17 protein-coding genes are annotated in these 14,810 nt (G+C 61.4%); 6 read left to right on the top strand and 11 right to left on the bottom strand.

The genetic code is table 11. The annotated features are described in order from the left end of the window. Positions 1-212: 212 nt before the first annotated feature. From JFT63_RS13395 to JFT63_RS13385, 3 genes are read right to left on the bottom strand one after another with little or no spacing between them, the layout of a single operon-like run. Positions 213-800: a YggT family protein gene (locus tag JFT63_RS13395; RefSeq protein ID WP_003195087.1), complete on the bottom strand. Its 588-nt coding sequence runs from the start codon at positions 798-800 to the stop codon at positions 213-215. A gap of 25 nt (positions 801-825) precedes the next feature. Next, positions 826-1,644, bottom strand: coding sequence for a pyrroline-5-carboxylate reductase (gene proC / locus JFT63_RS13390; RefSeq protein WP_057702117.1), 819 nt, complete (start codon positions 1,642-1,644; stop codon positions 826-828). A 33-nt stretch (positions 1,645-1,677) separates the two neighbouring features. Beyond that, a complete protein-coding gene (locus JFT63_RS13385) occupies positions 1,678-2,364 on the bottom strand; it encodes a YggS family pyridoxal phosphate-dependent enzyme (protein ID WP_186561572.1) in 687 nt (228 codons plus the stop codon). Between the two features lie 57 nt (positions 2,365-2,421). Here JFT63_RS13385 and JFT63_RS13380 point away from each other — a divergent pair, with 57 nt between their 5' ends. Next, entirely contained in the window at positions 2,422-3,456 is a 1,035-nt protein-coding gene (locus JFT63_RS13380) for a type IV pilus twitching motility protein PilT (RefSeq protein ID WP_198844134.1), read from the top strand. A gap of 148 nt (positions 3,457-3,604) precedes the next feature. On the opposite strand, the gene JFT63_RS13375 is transcribed toward JFT63_RS13380, so the two are convergent. After that, a complete protein-coding gene (locus JFT63_RS13375) occupies positions 3,605-4,243 on the bottom strand; it encodes a C40 family peptidase (protein WP_057702120.1) in 639 nt (212 codons plus the stop codon). A 249-nt stretch (positions 4,244-4,492) separates the two neighbouring features. Between JFT63_RS13375 and JFT63_RS13370 the strand changes: the two genes are divergently transcribed. Then, positions 4,493-4,921, top strand: coding sequence for an NINE protein (locus JFT63_RS13370; protein WP_057702121.1), 429 nt, complete (start codon positions 4,493-4,495; stop codon positions 4,919-4,921). A 119-nt stretch (positions 4,922-5,040) separates the two neighbouring features. Here JFT63_RS13370 and JFT63_RS13365 read toward each other — a convergent pair whose 3' ends face one another. The 7 genes from JFT63_RS13365 to gshB form a co-directional block, all read right to left on the bottom strand. Further along, entirely contained in the window at positions 5,041-6,312 is a 1,272-nt protein-coding gene (locus JFT63_RS13365; RefSeq protein WP_198844133.1) for a dihydroorotase, read from the bottom strand. Next, positions 6,309-7,313: an aspartate carbamoyltransferase catalytic subunit gene (locus tag JFT63_RS13360; RefSeq protein ID WP_057702123.1), complete on the bottom strand. Its 1,005-nt coding sequence runs from the start codon at positions 7,311-7,313 to the stop codon at positions 6,309-6,311. The genes JFT63_RS13365 and JFT63_RS13360 overlap by 4 nt, the downstream gene beginning before the upstream one ends. A gap of 24 nt (positions 7,314-7,337) precedes the next feature. Then, positions 7,338-7,844 (bottom strand): bifunctional pyr operon transcriptional regulator/uracil phosphoribosyltransferase PyrR, encoded by a 507-nt coding sequence (pyrR, locus tag JFT63_RS13355; protein WP_057702124.1) that lies wholly within the window; start codon positions 7,842-7,844, stop codon positions 7,338-7,340. A 132-nt stretch (positions 7,845-7,976) separates the two neighbouring features. After that, positions 7,977-8,414, bottom strand: coding sequence for a Holliday junction resolvase RuvX (gene ruvX / locus JFT63_RS13350; protein ID WP_005792259.1), 438 nt, complete (start codon positions 8,412-8,414; stop codon positions 7,977-7,979). Continuing rightward, positions 8,414-8,983: a YqgE/AlgH family protein gene (locus JFT63_RS13345; RefSeq protein ID WP_057702125.1), complete on the bottom strand. Its 570-nt coding sequence runs from the start codon at positions 8,981-8,983 to the stop codon at positions 8,414-8,416. Before JFT63_RS13345 ends, ruvX begins: the two co-directional genes overlap by 1 nt. A 151-nt stretch (positions 8,984-9,134) precedes the next feature. Next, positions 9,135-10,040, bottom strand: coding sequence for an energy transducer TonB (locus JFT63_RS13340; protein ID WP_057702126.1), 906 nt, complete (start codon positions 10,038-10,040; stop codon positions 9,135-9,137). A gap of 77 nt (positions 10,041-10,117) precedes the next feature. After that, positions 10,118-11,071, bottom strand: coding sequence for a glutathione synthase (gshB, locus tag JFT63_RS13335; protein WP_005792255.1), 954 nt, complete (start codon positions 11,069-11,071; stop codon positions 10,118-10,120). Between the two features lie 239 nt (positions 11,072-11,310). Here gshB and pilG point away from each other — a divergent pair, with 239 nt between their 5' ends. From pilG to JFT63_RS13315, 4 genes are read left to right on the top strand one after another with little or no spacing between them, the layout of a single operon-like run. Beyond that, on the top strand, positions 11,311-11,718 hold the full coding sequence (gene pilG, locus JFT63_RS13330) for a twitching motility response regulator PilG (protein ID WP_057702127.1): 408 nt from the start codon (positions 11,311-11,313) through the stop codon (positions 11,716-11,718). 46 nt (positions 11,719-11,764) lie between these two features. Continuing rightward, positions 11,765-12,130, top strand: coding sequence for a twitching motility response regulator PilH (gene pilH, locus JFT63_RS13325; protein ID WP_003234583.1), 366 nt, complete (start codon positions 11,765-11,767; stop codon positions 12,128-12,130). Between the two features lie 12 nt (positions 12,131-12,142). Continuing rightward, positions 12,143-12,667, top strand: a complete 525-nt coding sequence (locus JFT63_RS13320; RefSeq protein ID WP_032878938.1) for a chemotaxis protein CheW — start codon at positions 12,143-12,145, stop codon at positions 12,665-12,667. Continuing rightward, positions 12,664-14,715, top strand: coding sequence for a methyl-accepting chemotaxis protein (locus JFT63_RS13315; RefSeq protein ID WP_057702129.1), 2,052 nt, complete (start codon positions 12,664-12,666; stop codon positions 14,713-14,715). The genes JFT63_RS13320 and JFT63_RS13315 overlap by 4 nt, the downstream gene beginning before the upstream one ends. Positions 14,716-14,810: the final 95 nt, after the last annotated feature.

The raw sequence follows: 14,810 nt of genomic DNA, 5'->3' as shown, positions 1-14,810 counted from the left end.
TCTCGTCTAAATGAGGCGTAAGTCTAAAGAGCGGGGCCCCCAGCGGCAAGCAATGGTCTGTACCAGTACGCAGATACAAAATGTGGGAAGGGTTTATGTGGGAGCCGGGCTTGCCCGCGATGCAGGCACCGCGGTTTTCAGACACACCGAGGTGATGCTATCGCAGGCAAGCCAGCTCCCACACAAGCCAGCTCCCACAGGCGCTACGGCATTCAGATCAGGCCGAACAGCTCTTTGGGCATGTAGGCAAAGTACGCCAGGCGTGGAATCACCCAGCTCTGCAGCAGCTGAATCACGATAAAGGCAAAGATCGGCGAGATATCCAGGCCACCCAGGTTCGGGATCAGGCGACGGAAGGGTGCCAGCACCGGCTCGGTGATCTGAGCCACCAATTCGGCACCCGGGCTACGGCTGCCGGGCGCGACCCACGAGAGAATCACGCTGATGATCATCGACCAGAAAATGATCTTCAGGAACAGCGAGAAAATACCGATCAGGCCCCACGGCAACAGCAATACGGTGAATGCCTGGTAGCCGTTGAGCATCAGGATCACCACGAACAGCAGGATCTGCAGCAGCAACGCCAGCACCAGCGACGACATGTCCAGGCCGAACAGGCTCGGGATCACCCGGCGCAAAGGCTTGAGCAGCGGTTGTGTGGCCTTGACCACGAACTGGCACAGCGGGTTGTAGAAGTTCGCACGCACCAGTTGCAGGATAAAGCGCATCAGCACGATCAGCAGGTACAGGCTGCCCAAGGTCTGAATGATGAAAATGGCAGCGTCATTGATTCCGAGCATGTTTGATTACCTTGGTAAGGGACGACTATTTGCCCAGTTGCTCAGCCATTTCGGCCGAACGATGTGCCGCGGCACCCAGTGCTTTTTCCACCAGGGCCTCAAAGCCCCCGGCCTGGAACGATTCGATGGCGGCCTGCGTGGTGCCGCCCGGCGACGTTACCCGACGGCGCAGTTCGGCGGCATCGACATCGCTGCCCACTGCCATTTTCGCGGCGCCCAGGGCCGTTTGCTCAGCCAGTTGTTCAGCGATGTCGTGGGGCAGGCCCAGCTTGACGCCGGCGGCGGTCATGGCCTCGATCAACAGGAAAAAGTAGGCCGGGCCACTGCCGGAAACAGCGGTGACCGCATCCAGTTGCTGTTCCTGCTCCAGCCATACGGCGATGCCCACCGCAGACAGCAACGCCTGAGCCTGGTCACGCTGCTGCGGGCTGACTTCGGCGGTGGCGTACAAACCGCTCACGCCCTGGCGCAGCAATGCCGGGGTATTGGGCATGCAACGTACGATCGGCTGGTCGCCGAGCCAGGTTTTCATGCTGGCGCAGGTGATGCCGGCGGCAATGGACACCACCAACTGATGCGGCTGCAGGCTTGGGCGCAGGCTTTCGCACACGGCCTTCATGGCCTGGGGCTTGACCGCCAGCACGATCACATCGACGCCGTGGATGGCTTCGGCGTTATCAGCGAAGGTCTTGATGCCATGTTCGGCGCTGACGCGCTCGCGGGTTTCGTCGCCCGGGTCGCTGGCGCGGATCTGTTCAGCGTCCAGGCCCTTGGCCCGCAGGCCGCCGATCAGGCTGGCCGCCATGTTACCGGCGCCGATAAAGGCAATACGCGTGTTGCTCATGACAGGTCCTTATTCAGATGGAAGTCAGCCATTTCACGGCTGGCCGTAGTCGCGGGCGCCAAACAGAGCGGTACCGATGCGCACCCAAGTGGCGCCTTGGGCGATGGCCGACTCAAGGTCATGGCTCATGCCCATGGAAAGTGTGTCCAGCGCCAGGTTCAAGCTGGCTTGCAGGTCGCGCACGCTGGCAAACGCCGCATCCTGTGCGGCACGGTCTTCGGTTGGCTCGGGGATCGCCATCAGGCCGCGCAGCTTCAAGCGCGGCAGGGCGCTGATCGCGTTAGCCAGGGCCGGCAAGTCGGCAGGCGTACAGCCGGACTTGCTGGCTTCGCCACTGACATTGACCTGGATGCAGATATTGAGCGGCGGCAGGTCGGCCGGGCGTTGTTCGGACAGGCGTTGTGCGATTTTCAGGCGGTCCACGGAATGCACCCAAGCGAAGTTCTCGGCGATCGCGCGAGTCTTGTTCGATTGAATGGGGCCGATGAAGTGCCAACTCAAGGGCAGGTCGGTTAAATCCGCTTGTTTGCCCAGGGCTTCCTGCAGGTAATTCTCGCCAAAGTCGCGCATCCCGGCGGCATAGGCTTCGCGCACGGCTTGTGCGGGTTTGGTCTTGCTCACGGCCAGCAGGTGGATGCTGCTTGCGTCACGTTGCACGGCGTCGGCTGCGGCGCGGATGCGCTGGCTAACCAGGCCAATGTTGTCTGCTATCGTCGACATTCAAGATGCGCCCGTGGATATGGAGTCCGCGGCATTCTACTGGAAATGGAAAGCCCTATGGATATCACGCAATTGCTGACGGCCAGCGTAAGCCGTGGCGCCTGTGACCTGCATTTGTCGGCCGGCCTGGCGCCGATGTTGCGAGTCGATGGCGAGGTCTGGCCGATGGATGAGCCGGTGCTGAGCGCAGCGCAACTGGTCGATCTGGTGAGCCCTTTGTTGAATAAACACCAACAAAAGGATTTCGAAACATCTCTTGAAACGGATTTTGCCTTCGAGTTGCCGGGAATCGCACGCTTTCGGGCCAACGTATTCCGCCAGAATCGCGGTATAGGCGCGGTGTTTCGTGCCATCCCGACCGAGGTTCAGAGCCTGGAAGACCTGGGGTTGGGCGAGGTATTCCAGCGCATGGCGCAGTTCCCCCGTGGCCTGGTGCTGGTCACCGGGCCTACCGGTTCGGGCAAGTCCACGACATTGGCGGCAATGATCGACCACCTGAACCAGCACCGACGCCAGCACATCCTCACCCTGGAAGACCCCATCGAATTTGTCCACACGCCGAAACGGGCCCTGATCACCCAGCGCCAGGTGCACCGCGATACCCACGGCTTCTCTGTGGCGCTGCGCTCGGCCCTGCGGGAAGACCCGGATGTGATCCTGGTGGGCGAATTGCGCGACCTGGAAACCATTCGCCTGGCGCTCACGGCCGCAGAGACCGGGCACCTGGTGTTTGGCACCCTGCACACTTGCTCGGCTGCCAAGACCGTAGACAGGCTGGTGGACGTCTTCCCGGCCGGGGAAAAGGCCATGGTCCGCTCGATGTTGTCCGAGTCGCTGCAGGCGGTGGTGTCTCAGGTGCTGGTGAAGAAGGTCGGCGGCGGTCGCGTGGCCGCCCATGAAATCATGCTGGGCACTCCGGCGATTCGCAATCTGATCCGCGAGGACAAGGTGGCGCAGATGGTCTCGGCGATCCAGACGGGAGTGGCGTTGGGGATGAAGACGCTGGATATGAGTTTGAAGGCGCTGGTTGCCCAAGGCGTGGTCAGTCGAGACGATGCGCGGGAGAAGGCGAGGGTGCCTGCCGATATCTAAAACGCACAGATACTCAATGTGGGAGCTGGCTTGCCTGCGATAGCGGGCTGTCAGGCGCTCTCTCTGCCAACTGACACACCGTCATCGCAGGCAAGCCAGCTCCCACATTTGATTGCATTTCAAATGGGGAGCTTCAGTGGCGCCTGGCTTAGCGCTGCACGATCCGCAGGTTGCTGTTCTGCTCTTTAGGCAGCACGCGCTTGGCAATCACGTAGTTCTTGTTCCAGAACGGCTTTTTCAGCGTGTCGATGCTCACCGATTTGCCACGACGCGGTGCGTGGATGAAACGGTCGTTGCCCAGGTAGATGGCAACGTGATTGACCTGGCGGCTCTTGAGCTTGAAGAACAACAAGTCACCAGGCTTCAGGTCTTTGCGATCAACCTTCAAGCCGTGGCCGGCCGCCATGGCGTTGGAGGTGCGTGGCAAATCCACCGCTTTTACATCGTTGAATGCATATTTAACCAGGCCGCTGCAGTCAAACCCTTTACTTGGGCTGCTGCCGCCCCAACGATAAGGAGTACCCAGCACGTTGACGGCACGGCTGAGGACGTTGCTGCTTTGCTTGGTGTTGACTGCCATCAGGCCCGGTGTTGCTTTACCGTGTGCCTTGCTCAGTTGAGTCGGGCGGTTGACGGTCAGCTTTACCGATTTGGCCGTGCTGGTTGTGCTGTGGACTTTAGGGGTGAAACCATTGACGTTCGGAAGTCGTTGCTCACGATTGGTGGCGTGGGCGGCCAGTGGCATTAATAGGCAGATGGTCAGCCATGTCTTGAAAAATGGTCGCATTAGGCGTGGCTCTTATGGGTTTGCGCGCAACTTTATAACAGCTTTTTGTGTCGTTCTCAGGCCGTTTGTCGACTGAACCTTGGGGTCAAATCCAGGAAAAACGCGACGAATTGCCGCAATTGTCCTACACAAGTCAGGTGGCATAAGGCTTTGAGGGCAGGAAGATAACATTTGCCGTACGTCGGGCGCTCGTAAAAAAGTCACAAAGAAAATGAAAAAATTTATCTATCGAAGCAAAAGAGGTACTCCATGAACACCTATCAACAGGTTGGTCAGCAGCAAGACACCCACAGCAAGGTGATCGGTTACCTGCTATGGATTTTCGGTTTTACCGGGGCGCATCGCTTTTATTACGGCAAACCCGTGACCGGCACGATCTGGTTTTTTACCTTCGGCCTGCTGGGCATTGGTTGGTTGATCGACGTGTTCCTGATTCCGGCCATGGACCGTGAAGCCGACCTGCGCTTTACCGCCGGGCCCATCGAATACAACGTGGCCTGGATTCTGTTGGCGTTCCTGGGCCTGTTCGGTGTGCACCGTATGTACCAGGGCAAATGGATCACCGGCCTGATCTACCTGCTGACCGGCGGTTTGTTCCTGATTGGGGTGCTGTATGACTTCTGGACGTTGAATACGCAGATCTCGATCGGCAATGCCGAGCGTAATAACGGCCGCTGAATAACCTGTAGGAGCGAGCTTGCTCGCGAAGAACGTCAACGATGACGCAGGGCTGACAGGCAGCCCTCATCGCCTATACGTTTTTCGCGAGCAAGCTCGCTCCTACAGTTTTGCCGGCATCAGGCCTGGTAAGTCACCCGCCCATCCATCAAGGTGTAGCGCACCGTCGCCGGCAGGCTGTGGCCGATGAACGGGCAGTTTTCACCTTTGGACAGCCAATGCTCCCCGGCAACCGTTGAGCTTGCCAGGTCGAACAGCACCAGGTCCGCCGGTGAGCCCACTGCCAGCTTGCCCGCCGGCAGGCGCAGGGCGTCGGCCGGGCCGGCGCTCAGGCGCGCCAGCAGCGTCGGCAGGTCGAGCAAGCCGTCTTCCACCAGGGTCATGGCCAATGGCAGCAACAACTCCACACTGCTGATACCCGGCTCGGTGGCGCCAAACGGCGCCAGCTTGGCGTCGCGCTCGTGGGGTTGGTGATGGCTGGAAATCGCCGAGACCACGCCCGACTTAACCGCCGCACGCAAGCCGTCACGGTCGGCCTTGGTGCGCAACGGTGGCTGCACGTGGTACAGGCTGGAGAAGTCGATCAGTGCCTCATCCGTCAGGATCAGTTGGTACAACGCCACGTCCGCCGTCACCGGCAAGCCACGGGCCTGGGCCTGGGCGATCAGGGCGACGCCGCGGGCGCTGGTCAGCTGGCTGAAGTGCGCGCGTACGCCGCTTTGCTCCACCAGTAACAGGTCACGGGCCAGGGCCACGGTTTCGGCGGTTTCCGGGATGCCCGGCAGGCCGAGGAAGCTGGCGACTGCCCCTTCATGGGCCAGGCCGCCTTCAGCCAGGTCGCGGTCCTGGGAGTGGAAGATCACCGTCAGGTCGAAGGTGGCTGCGTATTCCAGGGCGCGGCACAGCGTGCGGGTGCTGCGAAAACTTTCCAGGCCGTTGCTGAAGGCGACGCAACCGGCGTCGCGCAGGGCGATCAGTTCGGCCAGTTGTTCGCCATCCAGACCCTTGCTCAAGGCGCCGACGGGAAACACTTTGCAATTACCGGCTTCACGCGCACGGTCGAGGATCAGCTCGGTCACCGCCGACGTGTCCAGCACCGGTTTGGTGTTCGGCGGGCAGCACAGGCTGGTCACGCCGCCGGCCGCAGCGGCCTGGGTTTCGCTGTTGATATTGCCTTTGCGGCTGTAGCCCGGCTCGCGTAGGGCGACGTTCAGGTCCACCAGCCCGGGCGCCGCCACCAGGCCCTTGGCGTCGATGTTCTCGATGGCATTGAAGCCGGCGGGTGCGGCGCCAATAGCGATGATCTTGCCGGCGTCCAGATGCAGATCGGTAACGTGGTCCAGGCCGCTGGCTGGATCGATGACTCGGGCGCCGAGAATACTGAGCTTCACTGGGCCTGCTCCTGCTCGAATTGACGTTGCGCGGTTTGCCCGCTCATGGCCATGGACAGCACCGCCATGCGTACCGCGATGCCGTAGGTCACTTGGTTCAGAATCACCGACTGCGAGCCATCGGCCACTGCCGACTCAATCTCCACCCCGCGGTTGATCGGCCCCGGGTGCATCACGATGGCATCCGGCTTGGCCCCGGCCAAACGTGCGGTGGTCAGGCCGAACAGGCGATAGAACTCGCCCTCGCTCGGCAGCAGGCCACCGGCCATGCGCTCGCGTTGCAGGCGCAGCATGATCACCACGTCCACATCCTTAAGGCCCTCGGTCATGTCGGTGTAGACCTTCACGCCATACTGTTCGATGCCGATGGGCAGCAGGGTTTTCGGTGCGATCACGCGAATATCCGGGCAGCCCAGGGCTTTGAGGGCCAGCATGTTCGAGCGTGCTACACGGGAGTGCAGGATGTCGCCGACGATAGCGACCGAGAGGTTTTCAAAGCTGCCCTTGTGCCGACGGATGGTGAGCATGTCGAGCATGCCCTGGGTCGGGTGGGCGTGGCGGCCGTCGCCGCCGTTGATGACCGCTACCTGCGGGCACACATGCTCGGCAATGAAGTGCGCGGCGCCGGAGTCGCCGTGGCGCACCACGAACATGTCGGCGGCCATCGCTTCGAGGTTGCGCAGGGTGTCGAGCAGGGTTTCGCCCTTGCTCGCCGACGAGGTGGACACGTTCAGCGTGATCACGTCGGCTGACAGCCGTTGGGCCGCCAGCTCAAAGGTGGTGCGGGTGCGGGTGGAGTTCTCGAAGAACACATTGCAGATGGTCTTGCCGCGCAACAGCGGGACCTTCTTCACCGCGCGGCCACCGACTTCGAGAAACGAGTCGGCGGTGTCGAGGATTTCGGTGAGCAGTTCGCGGGGCAAACCGTCGAGGGACAAGAAATGTTGCAACTGACCCTGAGCATTGAGCTGCAGCGGGCGCTTGGCATCTAGAGGCGTCATCGCGGGGACTCTGTACAAGGCGGTTTAAGGGGCAAGGTCTTGCAGTTCGAGTTCGAGCGGCGTGGGACCGGACAATTTTACCCGCTGCCGGGCTTGCAAGGACAGTGTTGCGCCCACGACATCCGGGCTGATCGGCAATTCGCCAGCATCCAGGTCCAGCAGGCAGACCAGTGTGATACTGGCCGGGCGGCCGTAATCGAACAGTTCGTTCATGGCGGCGCGGATGGTACGGCCGCTCATCAGTACGTCATCGATCAGGACCAGGTGCTGGCCTTCAACCTCGAACGGCAGAGCCGACGGTTGCACCTGCGGATGCAGGCCGTTCTGGCTGAAATCGTCGCGGTAGAAGGACACGTCCAGCGTACCCAGAGGCGAATCGCTGCCCAGTTCTTCCAGCAAGGCCTGGGCTACCCAGACGCCGCCGGTACGGATGCCGATAAAACGCGGTTCGCTGATGGCGCGGTGTTCCAGGTGCGCCTTTAGGCGTAATGCCATCTGGTTGATCAGTTCGGCGGGATTGGGCAGGCTCATAGGGGCTCCTTATTAAGTGTGTAGGAGCGAGCTTGCTCGCGAAAAACTCAGGGGCACCGCGTTCATCCAGCCTTCACGCGGTATCGTTAACGTTCTTCGCGGGCAAGCCCGCTCCCACAGGACTGCGGCGGGTCAGGATTCAAATAAAGCAGTGTTTTCATCCAGCCAGCCCTGCAACAGCAAGGCGGCGGCGATGGCGTCCACCGGATTGTCGCGGTAACTGCCCTTCTGCCCGCCCCGGTCACGGCGTTCACCCTTGGCTTCAAAGGTGGTCAGGCGCTCATCGTGGGTATAGAAGGGCAGGTTGTAGCGGCCATTGAGGCGGCGGGCGAACTTTTCGGCGCGCAGGCACATGTCGCTGGGGGTGCCGTCCATGTTCAGGGGCAGGCCGACCACCACGGCGTCGGGCTTCCACTCCTTAATGAGGGCTTCGACCTGGTTCCAGTCCGGTATGCCGTTCTGGGCCTTCAAGGTGCACAGCTCGCGGGCCTGGCCGGTAATAACCTGGCCGACCGCTACGCCGATCTGTTTGGTGCCGTAGTCAAAACCCAGGATCAGACGCAAGGCCATCAGGCGTGCCCCGCCTGGCTGGTCAACAAGCTAAGGTTGACCCGCAGCTTGGCGGCGGCGGCATCCAGGCGCAGTTCGCTGGCGGTATTGAACAGGATGTCGGCGTCGAACGGGCAGGTCAGCCAGGCATTGCTCGCCAGTTCGGCCTCCAGTTGTCCGGCTTCCCAACCCGCGTAGCCCAGGGTAATCACGCTTTGCTCAGGGCCGACGCCATCGGCGATCGCGAACAGCACGTCCTGAGACGTGGACAGTGATACGCCCTCAAGGTCTACGGTGGCCTGGTACTGCGGCCCGGTGGGGTGCAACACAAAACCGCGATCGGTCTGTACCGGCCCGCCGATGTAAATCGGCACCTCCTGGCAACTGGCCGGTGGGTCGATTTCCGGGCGCAATTGCTCAAGGATATCAGCCAGGCTCAGCTCCTGCGGACGGTTGACTATCAACCCCATGGCGCCATTGGCCGTGTGCTCGACGATGTAGGTCAAGGTTTGCGCAAAGTTCGGGTCGGCCATGTGGGGCATGGCGATCAGGAATTGGTGCTTGAGGTAGGTCGGGCTGACGTTTTTCATGTCCGCTAGTGTGGCGTTGGAGGGGCGAACTGACAAGTGTAGGAGCGAGCTTGCTCGCGAAGGTCGTCAACGATTATGCGTGCTGCCTGAATGAACGTGTCGTCCTGGGGTTTTTCGCGAGCAAGCTCGCTCCTACAGTAGGCGGGGCGGGTCAGTTACTGGACAACCGGTCGCCCTTGGCGAACCGCCAGGTGCGGATGATTTCCAGGCGGTCCACGTCGTTCAAGTCGCCGCTGAATGGCGCAAAGGGCGCGGCCAGGCGGACGATGCGCTGGGCGGCCTGGTCCAGCAGCGGCTGGCCGGAGGACTCCAGCACCTGCACTTCATAGAGCGAACCGTCACGGTTGATCGACACCAGCAAGCGCAAGTTGCCATAAATCTGCTGGCGCCGGGCTTCGTCCGGGTAGTTGAGGTTGCCGATGCGCTCGACCTTTTTGCGCCACTCGTCCTTATACCAGGCGCCTTTGTCGCGCATGGTCGAGGCAGCGTTCAGGCGGTAGATGCGCGGGCGCTTGGCGTACAGCTGTTGTTCATGGGCCAGTTCGGCTTCCAGGCTGGAAATTTCGTCGGACAGCGTCGAACTGTCGAAGGTTGGCGCGGGCTTCACCGGCTCGGGCTTGGGCTCAGTCCTGGTTTTTTCGCGCTGGGTCGGGGCTTTTTGCGGCTTGGGCGCGACGGTGGTCACGGCGGCCTTGGGCGCAGCCTGCTTGACCTCGGGTTTGGGCACCGGTGGCGGGGTGACCTTATTGACCTTGTTGTCCTGGAACGGCGCCACTTCGGTGGTCTTGGGCACGGCTTTCTTGTCGAGGGTGCCGCTGCCCTGCTGGTTGTCCTGGGCAAGAAAATCAGCCTTTTCGGGCTTCTTTTCACTTTTGAACGTGGCCAGGGTGATTTCCAGGGTTTTGGTGATTTGCTTGGGCTCAACCATGGTAAAGCCCACGCCCAGCAACAAGGCAAGGTGAATCAATGCGGCGAGAAACAGGGTAAATCCGAGCCGATCAGCCGGGCGCACGCCTTTATGGGTGAATTCTGGGGGCAGTTCGGACGGGAGCGTCATGACAAGAAAACCAACATCGCGCGTTTCACAGGTGGCGCATGATAACGCAATGTTGGTGTGTGTCCGGCTGTTCTATGTCACTTGGCTTGTAGCTTGCGCTCAATGGCGGCCATCAGCATTTCGCCGATGTTCGTGCCAAATGCATTGTCGATCTCGCGAATACAGGTTGGGCTGGTGACGTTGATTTCTGTGAGGTTCTCACCAATTACGTCGAGTCCGACAAACAGCAGGCCTTTTTCCCGCAGGGTTGGGCCAACTTGAGCGGCGATCCAGCGGTCCTTGTCCGACAAAGGCCGTGCTTCACCACGACCACCGGCCGCCAGGTTGCCACGGGTCTCGCCCGCCGCCGGGATGCGTGCCAGGCAGTAATCCACCGGCTCGCCGTCAATCATCAGGATGCGCTTGTCACCGTCCTTGATCGCCGGCAGGTAAGCCTGGCCCATGATCTGCTGGGTGCCCAGCGCAGTCAGGGTTTCGAGGATCACCGACAGGTTCGGGTCGCCGGCGCGGTGGCGGAAGATCGAGGTACCACCCATGCCGTCCAGCGGTTTGAGGATCACATCGCCGTGTTTGGCGGCGAATTCACGCAGTACATCGGCGCGGCGGCTGACCACCGTCGGCGGCGTGCACTGCGGGAACAGGGTGGCGAACAGCTTTTCATTACAGTCGCGCAGGCTCTGCGGCTTGTTGACGATCAACACGCCGGCGCGTTCGGCCTGCTCCAGCAGGTAGGTGGAGTACACAAACTCCATGTCGAACGGCGGATCCTTGCGCATCAGGATCACATCGAGGTCGCTCAAGGGGCTGTCGATTTCATCCGAAAGCTCGAACCATTTCTCGGGGTTGGCAAACACCTGCAACGGGCGCATCCGCGCACGCGCCTCGCCGTCGCCCTGGTACAGATCGCGCTGTTCCATATAGAACAACGTCCAGCCGCGGGCCTGGGCGGCCAGGAGCATGGCCAGCGAACTGTCCTTTTTATAGGAAATGCTGGCGATAGGGTCCATGACAATGCCGACGCGAACGCTCATGGGGGATTTCCTCTAGCAAATTGGGGCGCATAAAAGTGGCGTCAGAGTGGCGCTGTGGTTGTTGTGGGTCAAGGAAAAACCACCGGGTGGGTGCCTCGATAGATTGCGCCCGGAGACTGTGCTAAAAAGACTGCCACGGCGTAGCAGCCCTTGAATTCCAAGGCTTGCGGCGCTCATCCTGTGCAACATCAGGCAGGACACACCGAAAACCGATTCGCTGTGGCGATGGTAGAGCAGATATGGAACAGCATTCCAACGCCTTGAGAGTGATGGTGATCGACGATTCGAAAACGATCCGCCGCACCGCCGAGACGCTGTTGAAGAACATGGGGTGCGAGGTCATCACCGCCATCGACGGTTTCGATGCCCTGGCGCGGATTGTGGATCATCACCCGCACATTATCTTTGTCGACATCATGATGCCGCGCCTGGATGGCTACCAGACCTGCGCCCTGGTGAAGAACAACCCGGCGTTCAAGTCGATCCCGGTGATTATGCTGTCCTCCAGGGACGGCCTGTTCGACAAGGCCAAGGGGCGCATCGTGGGTGTCGATCAATTTTTGACCAAGCCGTTCAGCAAGGAAGAACTGCTGGGTGCGATCAAGGCCTATGTGCCTGCCTTCGCCGCAGTAGAACAAGCACACTGACGCCACCCCACAAGGGCCGGCGCCGACCAATGTAGTGGGGAAAACCATGGCACGTGTTCTGATCGTCGACGACTCGCCGACCGAAATGTACAAACTGACCGGCATGTTGGAAAAGCATGGCCATCAAGTCCTGAAAGCCGAAAACGGCGCGGACGGCGTAGCGCTGGCCCGTCAGGAAAAGCCCGACGCTGTGCTGATGGATATCGTGATGCCGGGCCTTAACGGCTTCCAGGCCACGCGCCAGTTGTCCAAGGAGCCGGAAACCAACGGCATTCCGATCATCATCATCACCACCAAGGATCAGGAAACCGACAAGATCTGGGGCGCACGCCAGGGCGCCAAGGATTACCTGACCAAGCCGGTGGACGAAGACACGCTGATTGCCACCCTGAACAAGGTACTGGCCGGCTAAAGGCTCGCGATCATGACCGAGTCGCAAACTGCCTTCGAGCTGCTGCTGGACATCGACCGCCGTTGCCGCCTGCTGGCCGCCGACCTGCCGTCCCAGGAAACCCGCCTGCAACGCTGGAGCGGTATCGGCTTTCGTCTGGGGCCGCACTGGTACGTGGCGCCCATGGGCGAAGTCGCCGAGGTGTTGCATGAGCCGCGCTGCACCTTGATGCCGGGGGTCAAGCCCTGGGTCAAGGGCGTGGCTAACCTGCGCGGGCGCTTGCTGCCGGTGCTGGACCTGGGCGGTTTCCTAGGCCTTGAGCTGTCCAAGGCGCGCAAGCAACGGCGAGTGTTGGTCGTGGAGTTCAACGACGTGTTTGTCGGGCTGCTGGTAGACGAAGTGGTCGGTATGCAGCACTTCCCATTGGACGCCTGGATGGCCAGTACCGCCTCCGGCGCGCCATTTATCCAGGGCCAGTTCGACGGCGACCCGCAGTGGCAAGTCTTCAGCCCCTTCGCCCTGGCCCAGGCCCCTGGCTTCATGGATGTCGCCGCATGAGCACCCCTACTACGCCCAAACCCCAGGCCGCTTCGCGCAGCCGTTCGCAGATCATCGTGCTGTTTATCGCCTTGATCGTGTTCATCATGTTGCTGTTCGCCAACTTTGCGTACCTCAACACCCAGTCCACCTACGACAAGCAGTACATCGGCCACGCCGGGGAGCTGCGCGTGCTGTCCCAGCGCATTGCCAAGAACGCCACCGAGGCCGCCGCCGGCAAGGCCGCCGCGTTCAAGCTGCTGGGCGAGGCGCGCAACGATTTTGCCCAGCGCTGGGGCTACCTGAAAAAGGGCGATCCGCAGACCGGCCTGCCCGCCGCACCCAGCGCGGTGCGCGCTGAAATGCGTGCGGTGCAGACCGACTGGGAAGCGCTGCTGAAGAACACCGATGCGATCCTCGCCAGCGAGCAGACCGTATTGTCGCTGCATCAGGTGGCGGCGACCCTGGCCGAAACCGTGCCGCAACTGCAAATGGAGTCGGAAAAGGTCGTCGATATCCTGCTGCAACGCGGCGCTCCGGCCAGCCAGGTGGCGTTGGCCCAGCGCCAGTCGCTGCTGGCCGAACGGATCCTGGGGGCGGTCAACACCGTGCTCGCGGGCGATGAAACCGCCGTGCAGGCCGCTGATGCCTTCGGTCGCGACGCCAACCGTTTCGGCGTGGTGCTCAACGGTATGCTCAACGGCAACCCCGGGTTGCGCATCACTCAGGTCGAAGACCCTGACGCCCGCGTGCGGTTGGCGGAGATTGCCGAGCTGTTCGAGTTTGTCTCAGGCTCGGTGGATGAAATCCTCGAAACCTCGCCGCAGTTGTTCCAGGTGCGCGCCTCGGCGAGCCATATCTTCAACCTGTCGCAAACCCTGCTTGATGAAGCCTCGCACCTGGCCACCGGTTTTGAAAACCTTGCCGGCGGGCGCAGTTTCGACACCATCGGTGGCTATGTGCTGGGCCTGTTGGCGCTGGCCTCGATCATCCTGATCGGCCTGGTGATGGTGCGCGAGACCAACCGCCAACTGCATGAAACCGCCGAGAAGAACGAGCGCAATCAGAACGCGATCATGCGCCTGCTGGATGAAATCGAAGACCTCGCCGACGGCGACCTTACCGTCACCGCCTCGGTCACCGAAGACTTCACCGGCACCATCGCCGATTCGATCAACTATTCCGTCGACCAGTTGCGCGACCTGGTCGCCACCATCAACCTGACGGCCGGGCAAGTCGCCGGTGCGGTGCAAGACACCCAGGCCACCGCCATGCACCTGGCCCAGGCGTCGGAGCATCAAGCGCAGCAGATTGCCGAAGCCTCGACCGCGATCAACCAGATGGCGCAGTCCATCGACCAGGTATCGGCCAATGCGGCCGAGTCCTCAGCGGTGGCGGAACGCTCGGTGGAGATCGCCAACAAAGGCAACGAGGTGGTGCACAACACCATCCACGGCATGGACAACATTCGCGAACAGATCCAGGACACCGCCAAGCGCATCAAGCGCCTGGGCGAATCGTCCCAGGAAATTGGCGACATCGTCAGCCTGATCGACGACATTGCCGACCAGACCAACATCCTTGCTCTCAACGCTGCGATCCAGGCCAGCATGGCCGGCGACGCCGGGCGCGGTTTTGCGGTGGTGGCCGATGAGGTGCAACGCCTGGCCGAACGCTCATCGGCGGCCACCCGGCAGATCGAAACCCTGGTGCGGGCGATCCAGGCTGACACCAACGAAGCGGTCATTTCCATGGAGCAGACCACCACCGAGGTGGTACGCGGCGCCCGCCTGGCCCAGGACGCCGGAGTCGCGCTGGAAGAGATCGAAGGCGTGTCGAAAACCCTGGCGGCGCTGATCCAGAGCATTTCCAACGCGGCGCAGCAACAGACGTCTTCGGCGGGGCAGATTTCCCTGACCATGAATGTGATCCAGCAGATCACCACGCAGACATCGTCTGGGTCCACCGCGACCGCCGAGAGCATTGGTAACCTGGCGAAGATGGCCAGTCAGTTGCGCAGGTCGGTGTCGGGTTTCACCCTGCCGCCACCCAAACAGGTGGACGATTGAAATACGACCTGAAGAACACCACAGTCCAACTGTGGGAGCTGGCTTGCCTGCGATAGCGGTCTGTCAAATACAGATGTATTGCTGACCCGCCGCTA

It is taken from the genome of Pseudomonas sp. MF7453, from assembly GCF_016405455.1.
Classification (GTDB): Bacteria; Pseudomonadota; Gammaproteobacteria; order Pseudomonadales; family Pseudomonadaceae; genus Aquipseudomonas; species Aquipseudomonas paralactis.
Note: the sequence above shows the minus strand (reverse complement) of the source record. Positions and strands in the feature narration are given on the sequence as shown.

What these genes read in the sequence shown, in the direction of transcription:
- proC (WP_057702117.1), bottom strand. Translation starts at nt 1,644, where the DNA reads ATGAGCAACACGCGTATTGCCTTTATCGGCGCCGGTAACATGGCGGCC.
- JFT63_RS13345 (WP_057702125.1), bottom strand. Translation starts at nt 8,983, where the DNA reads ATGAAAAACGTCAGCCCGACCTACCTCAAGCACCAATTCCTGATCGCC.
- pyrR (WP_057702124.1), bottom strand. Translation starts at nt 7,844, where the DNA reads ATGAGCCTGCCCAATCCCGCCGAACTGATCAACCAGATGGCATTACGC.
- JFT63_RS13395 (WP_003195087.1), bottom strand. Translation starts at nt 800, where the DNA reads ATGCTCGGAATCAATGACGCTGCCATTTTCATCATTCAGACCTTGGGC.
- JFT63_RS13320 (WP_032878938.1), top strand. Translation starts at nt 12,143, where the DNA reads ATGACCGAGTCGCAAACTGCCTTCGAGCTGCTGCTGGACATCGACCGC.
- pilG (WP_057702127.1), top strand. Translation starts at nt 11,311, where the DNA reads ATGGAACAGCATTCCAACGCCTTGAGAGTGATGGTGATCGACGATTCG.
- JFT63_RS13370 (WP_057702121.1), top strand. Translation starts at nt 4,493, where the DNA reads ATGAACACCTATCAACAGGTTGGTCAGCAGCAAGACACCCACAGCAAG.
- JFT63_RS13385 (WP_186561572.1), bottom strand. Translation starts at nt 2,364, where the DNA reads ATGTCGACGATAGCAGACAACATTGGCCTGGTTAGCCAGCGCATCCGC.
- pilH (WP_003234583.1), top strand. Translation starts at nt 11,765, where the DNA reads ATGGCACGTGTTCTGATCGTCGACGACTCGCCGACCGAAATGTACAAA.
- JFT63_RS13380 (WP_198844134.1), top strand. Translation starts at nt 2,422, where the DNA reads ATGGATATCACGCAATTGCTGACGGCCAGCGTAAGCCGTGGCGCCTGT.
- JFT63_RS13360 (WP_057702123.1), bottom strand. Translation starts at nt 7,313, where the DNA reads ATGACGCCTCTAGATGCCAAGCGCCCGCTGCAGCTCAATGCTCAGGGT.
- JFT63_RS13375 (WP_057702120.1), bottom strand. Translation starts at nt 4,243, where the DNA reads ATGCGACCATTTTTCAAGACATGGCTGACCATCTGCCTATTAATGCCA.
- ruvX (WP_005792259.1), bottom strand. Translation starts at nt 8,414, where the DNA reads ATGGCCTTGCGTCTGATCCTGGGTTTTGACTACGGCACCAAACAGATC.
- JFT63_RS13340 (WP_057702126.1), bottom strand. Translation starts at nt 10,040, where the DNA reads ATGACGCTCCCGTCCGAACTGCCCCCAGAATTCACCCATAAAGGCGTG.
- gshB (WP_005792255.1), bottom strand. Translation starts at nt 11,071, where the DNA reads ATGAGCGTTCGCGTCGGCATTGTCATGGACCCTATCGCCAGCATTTCC.
- JFT63_RS13315 (WP_057702129.1), top strand. Translation starts at nt 12,664, where the DNA reads ATGAGCACCCCTACTACGCCCAAACCCCAGGCCGCTTCGCGCAGCCGT.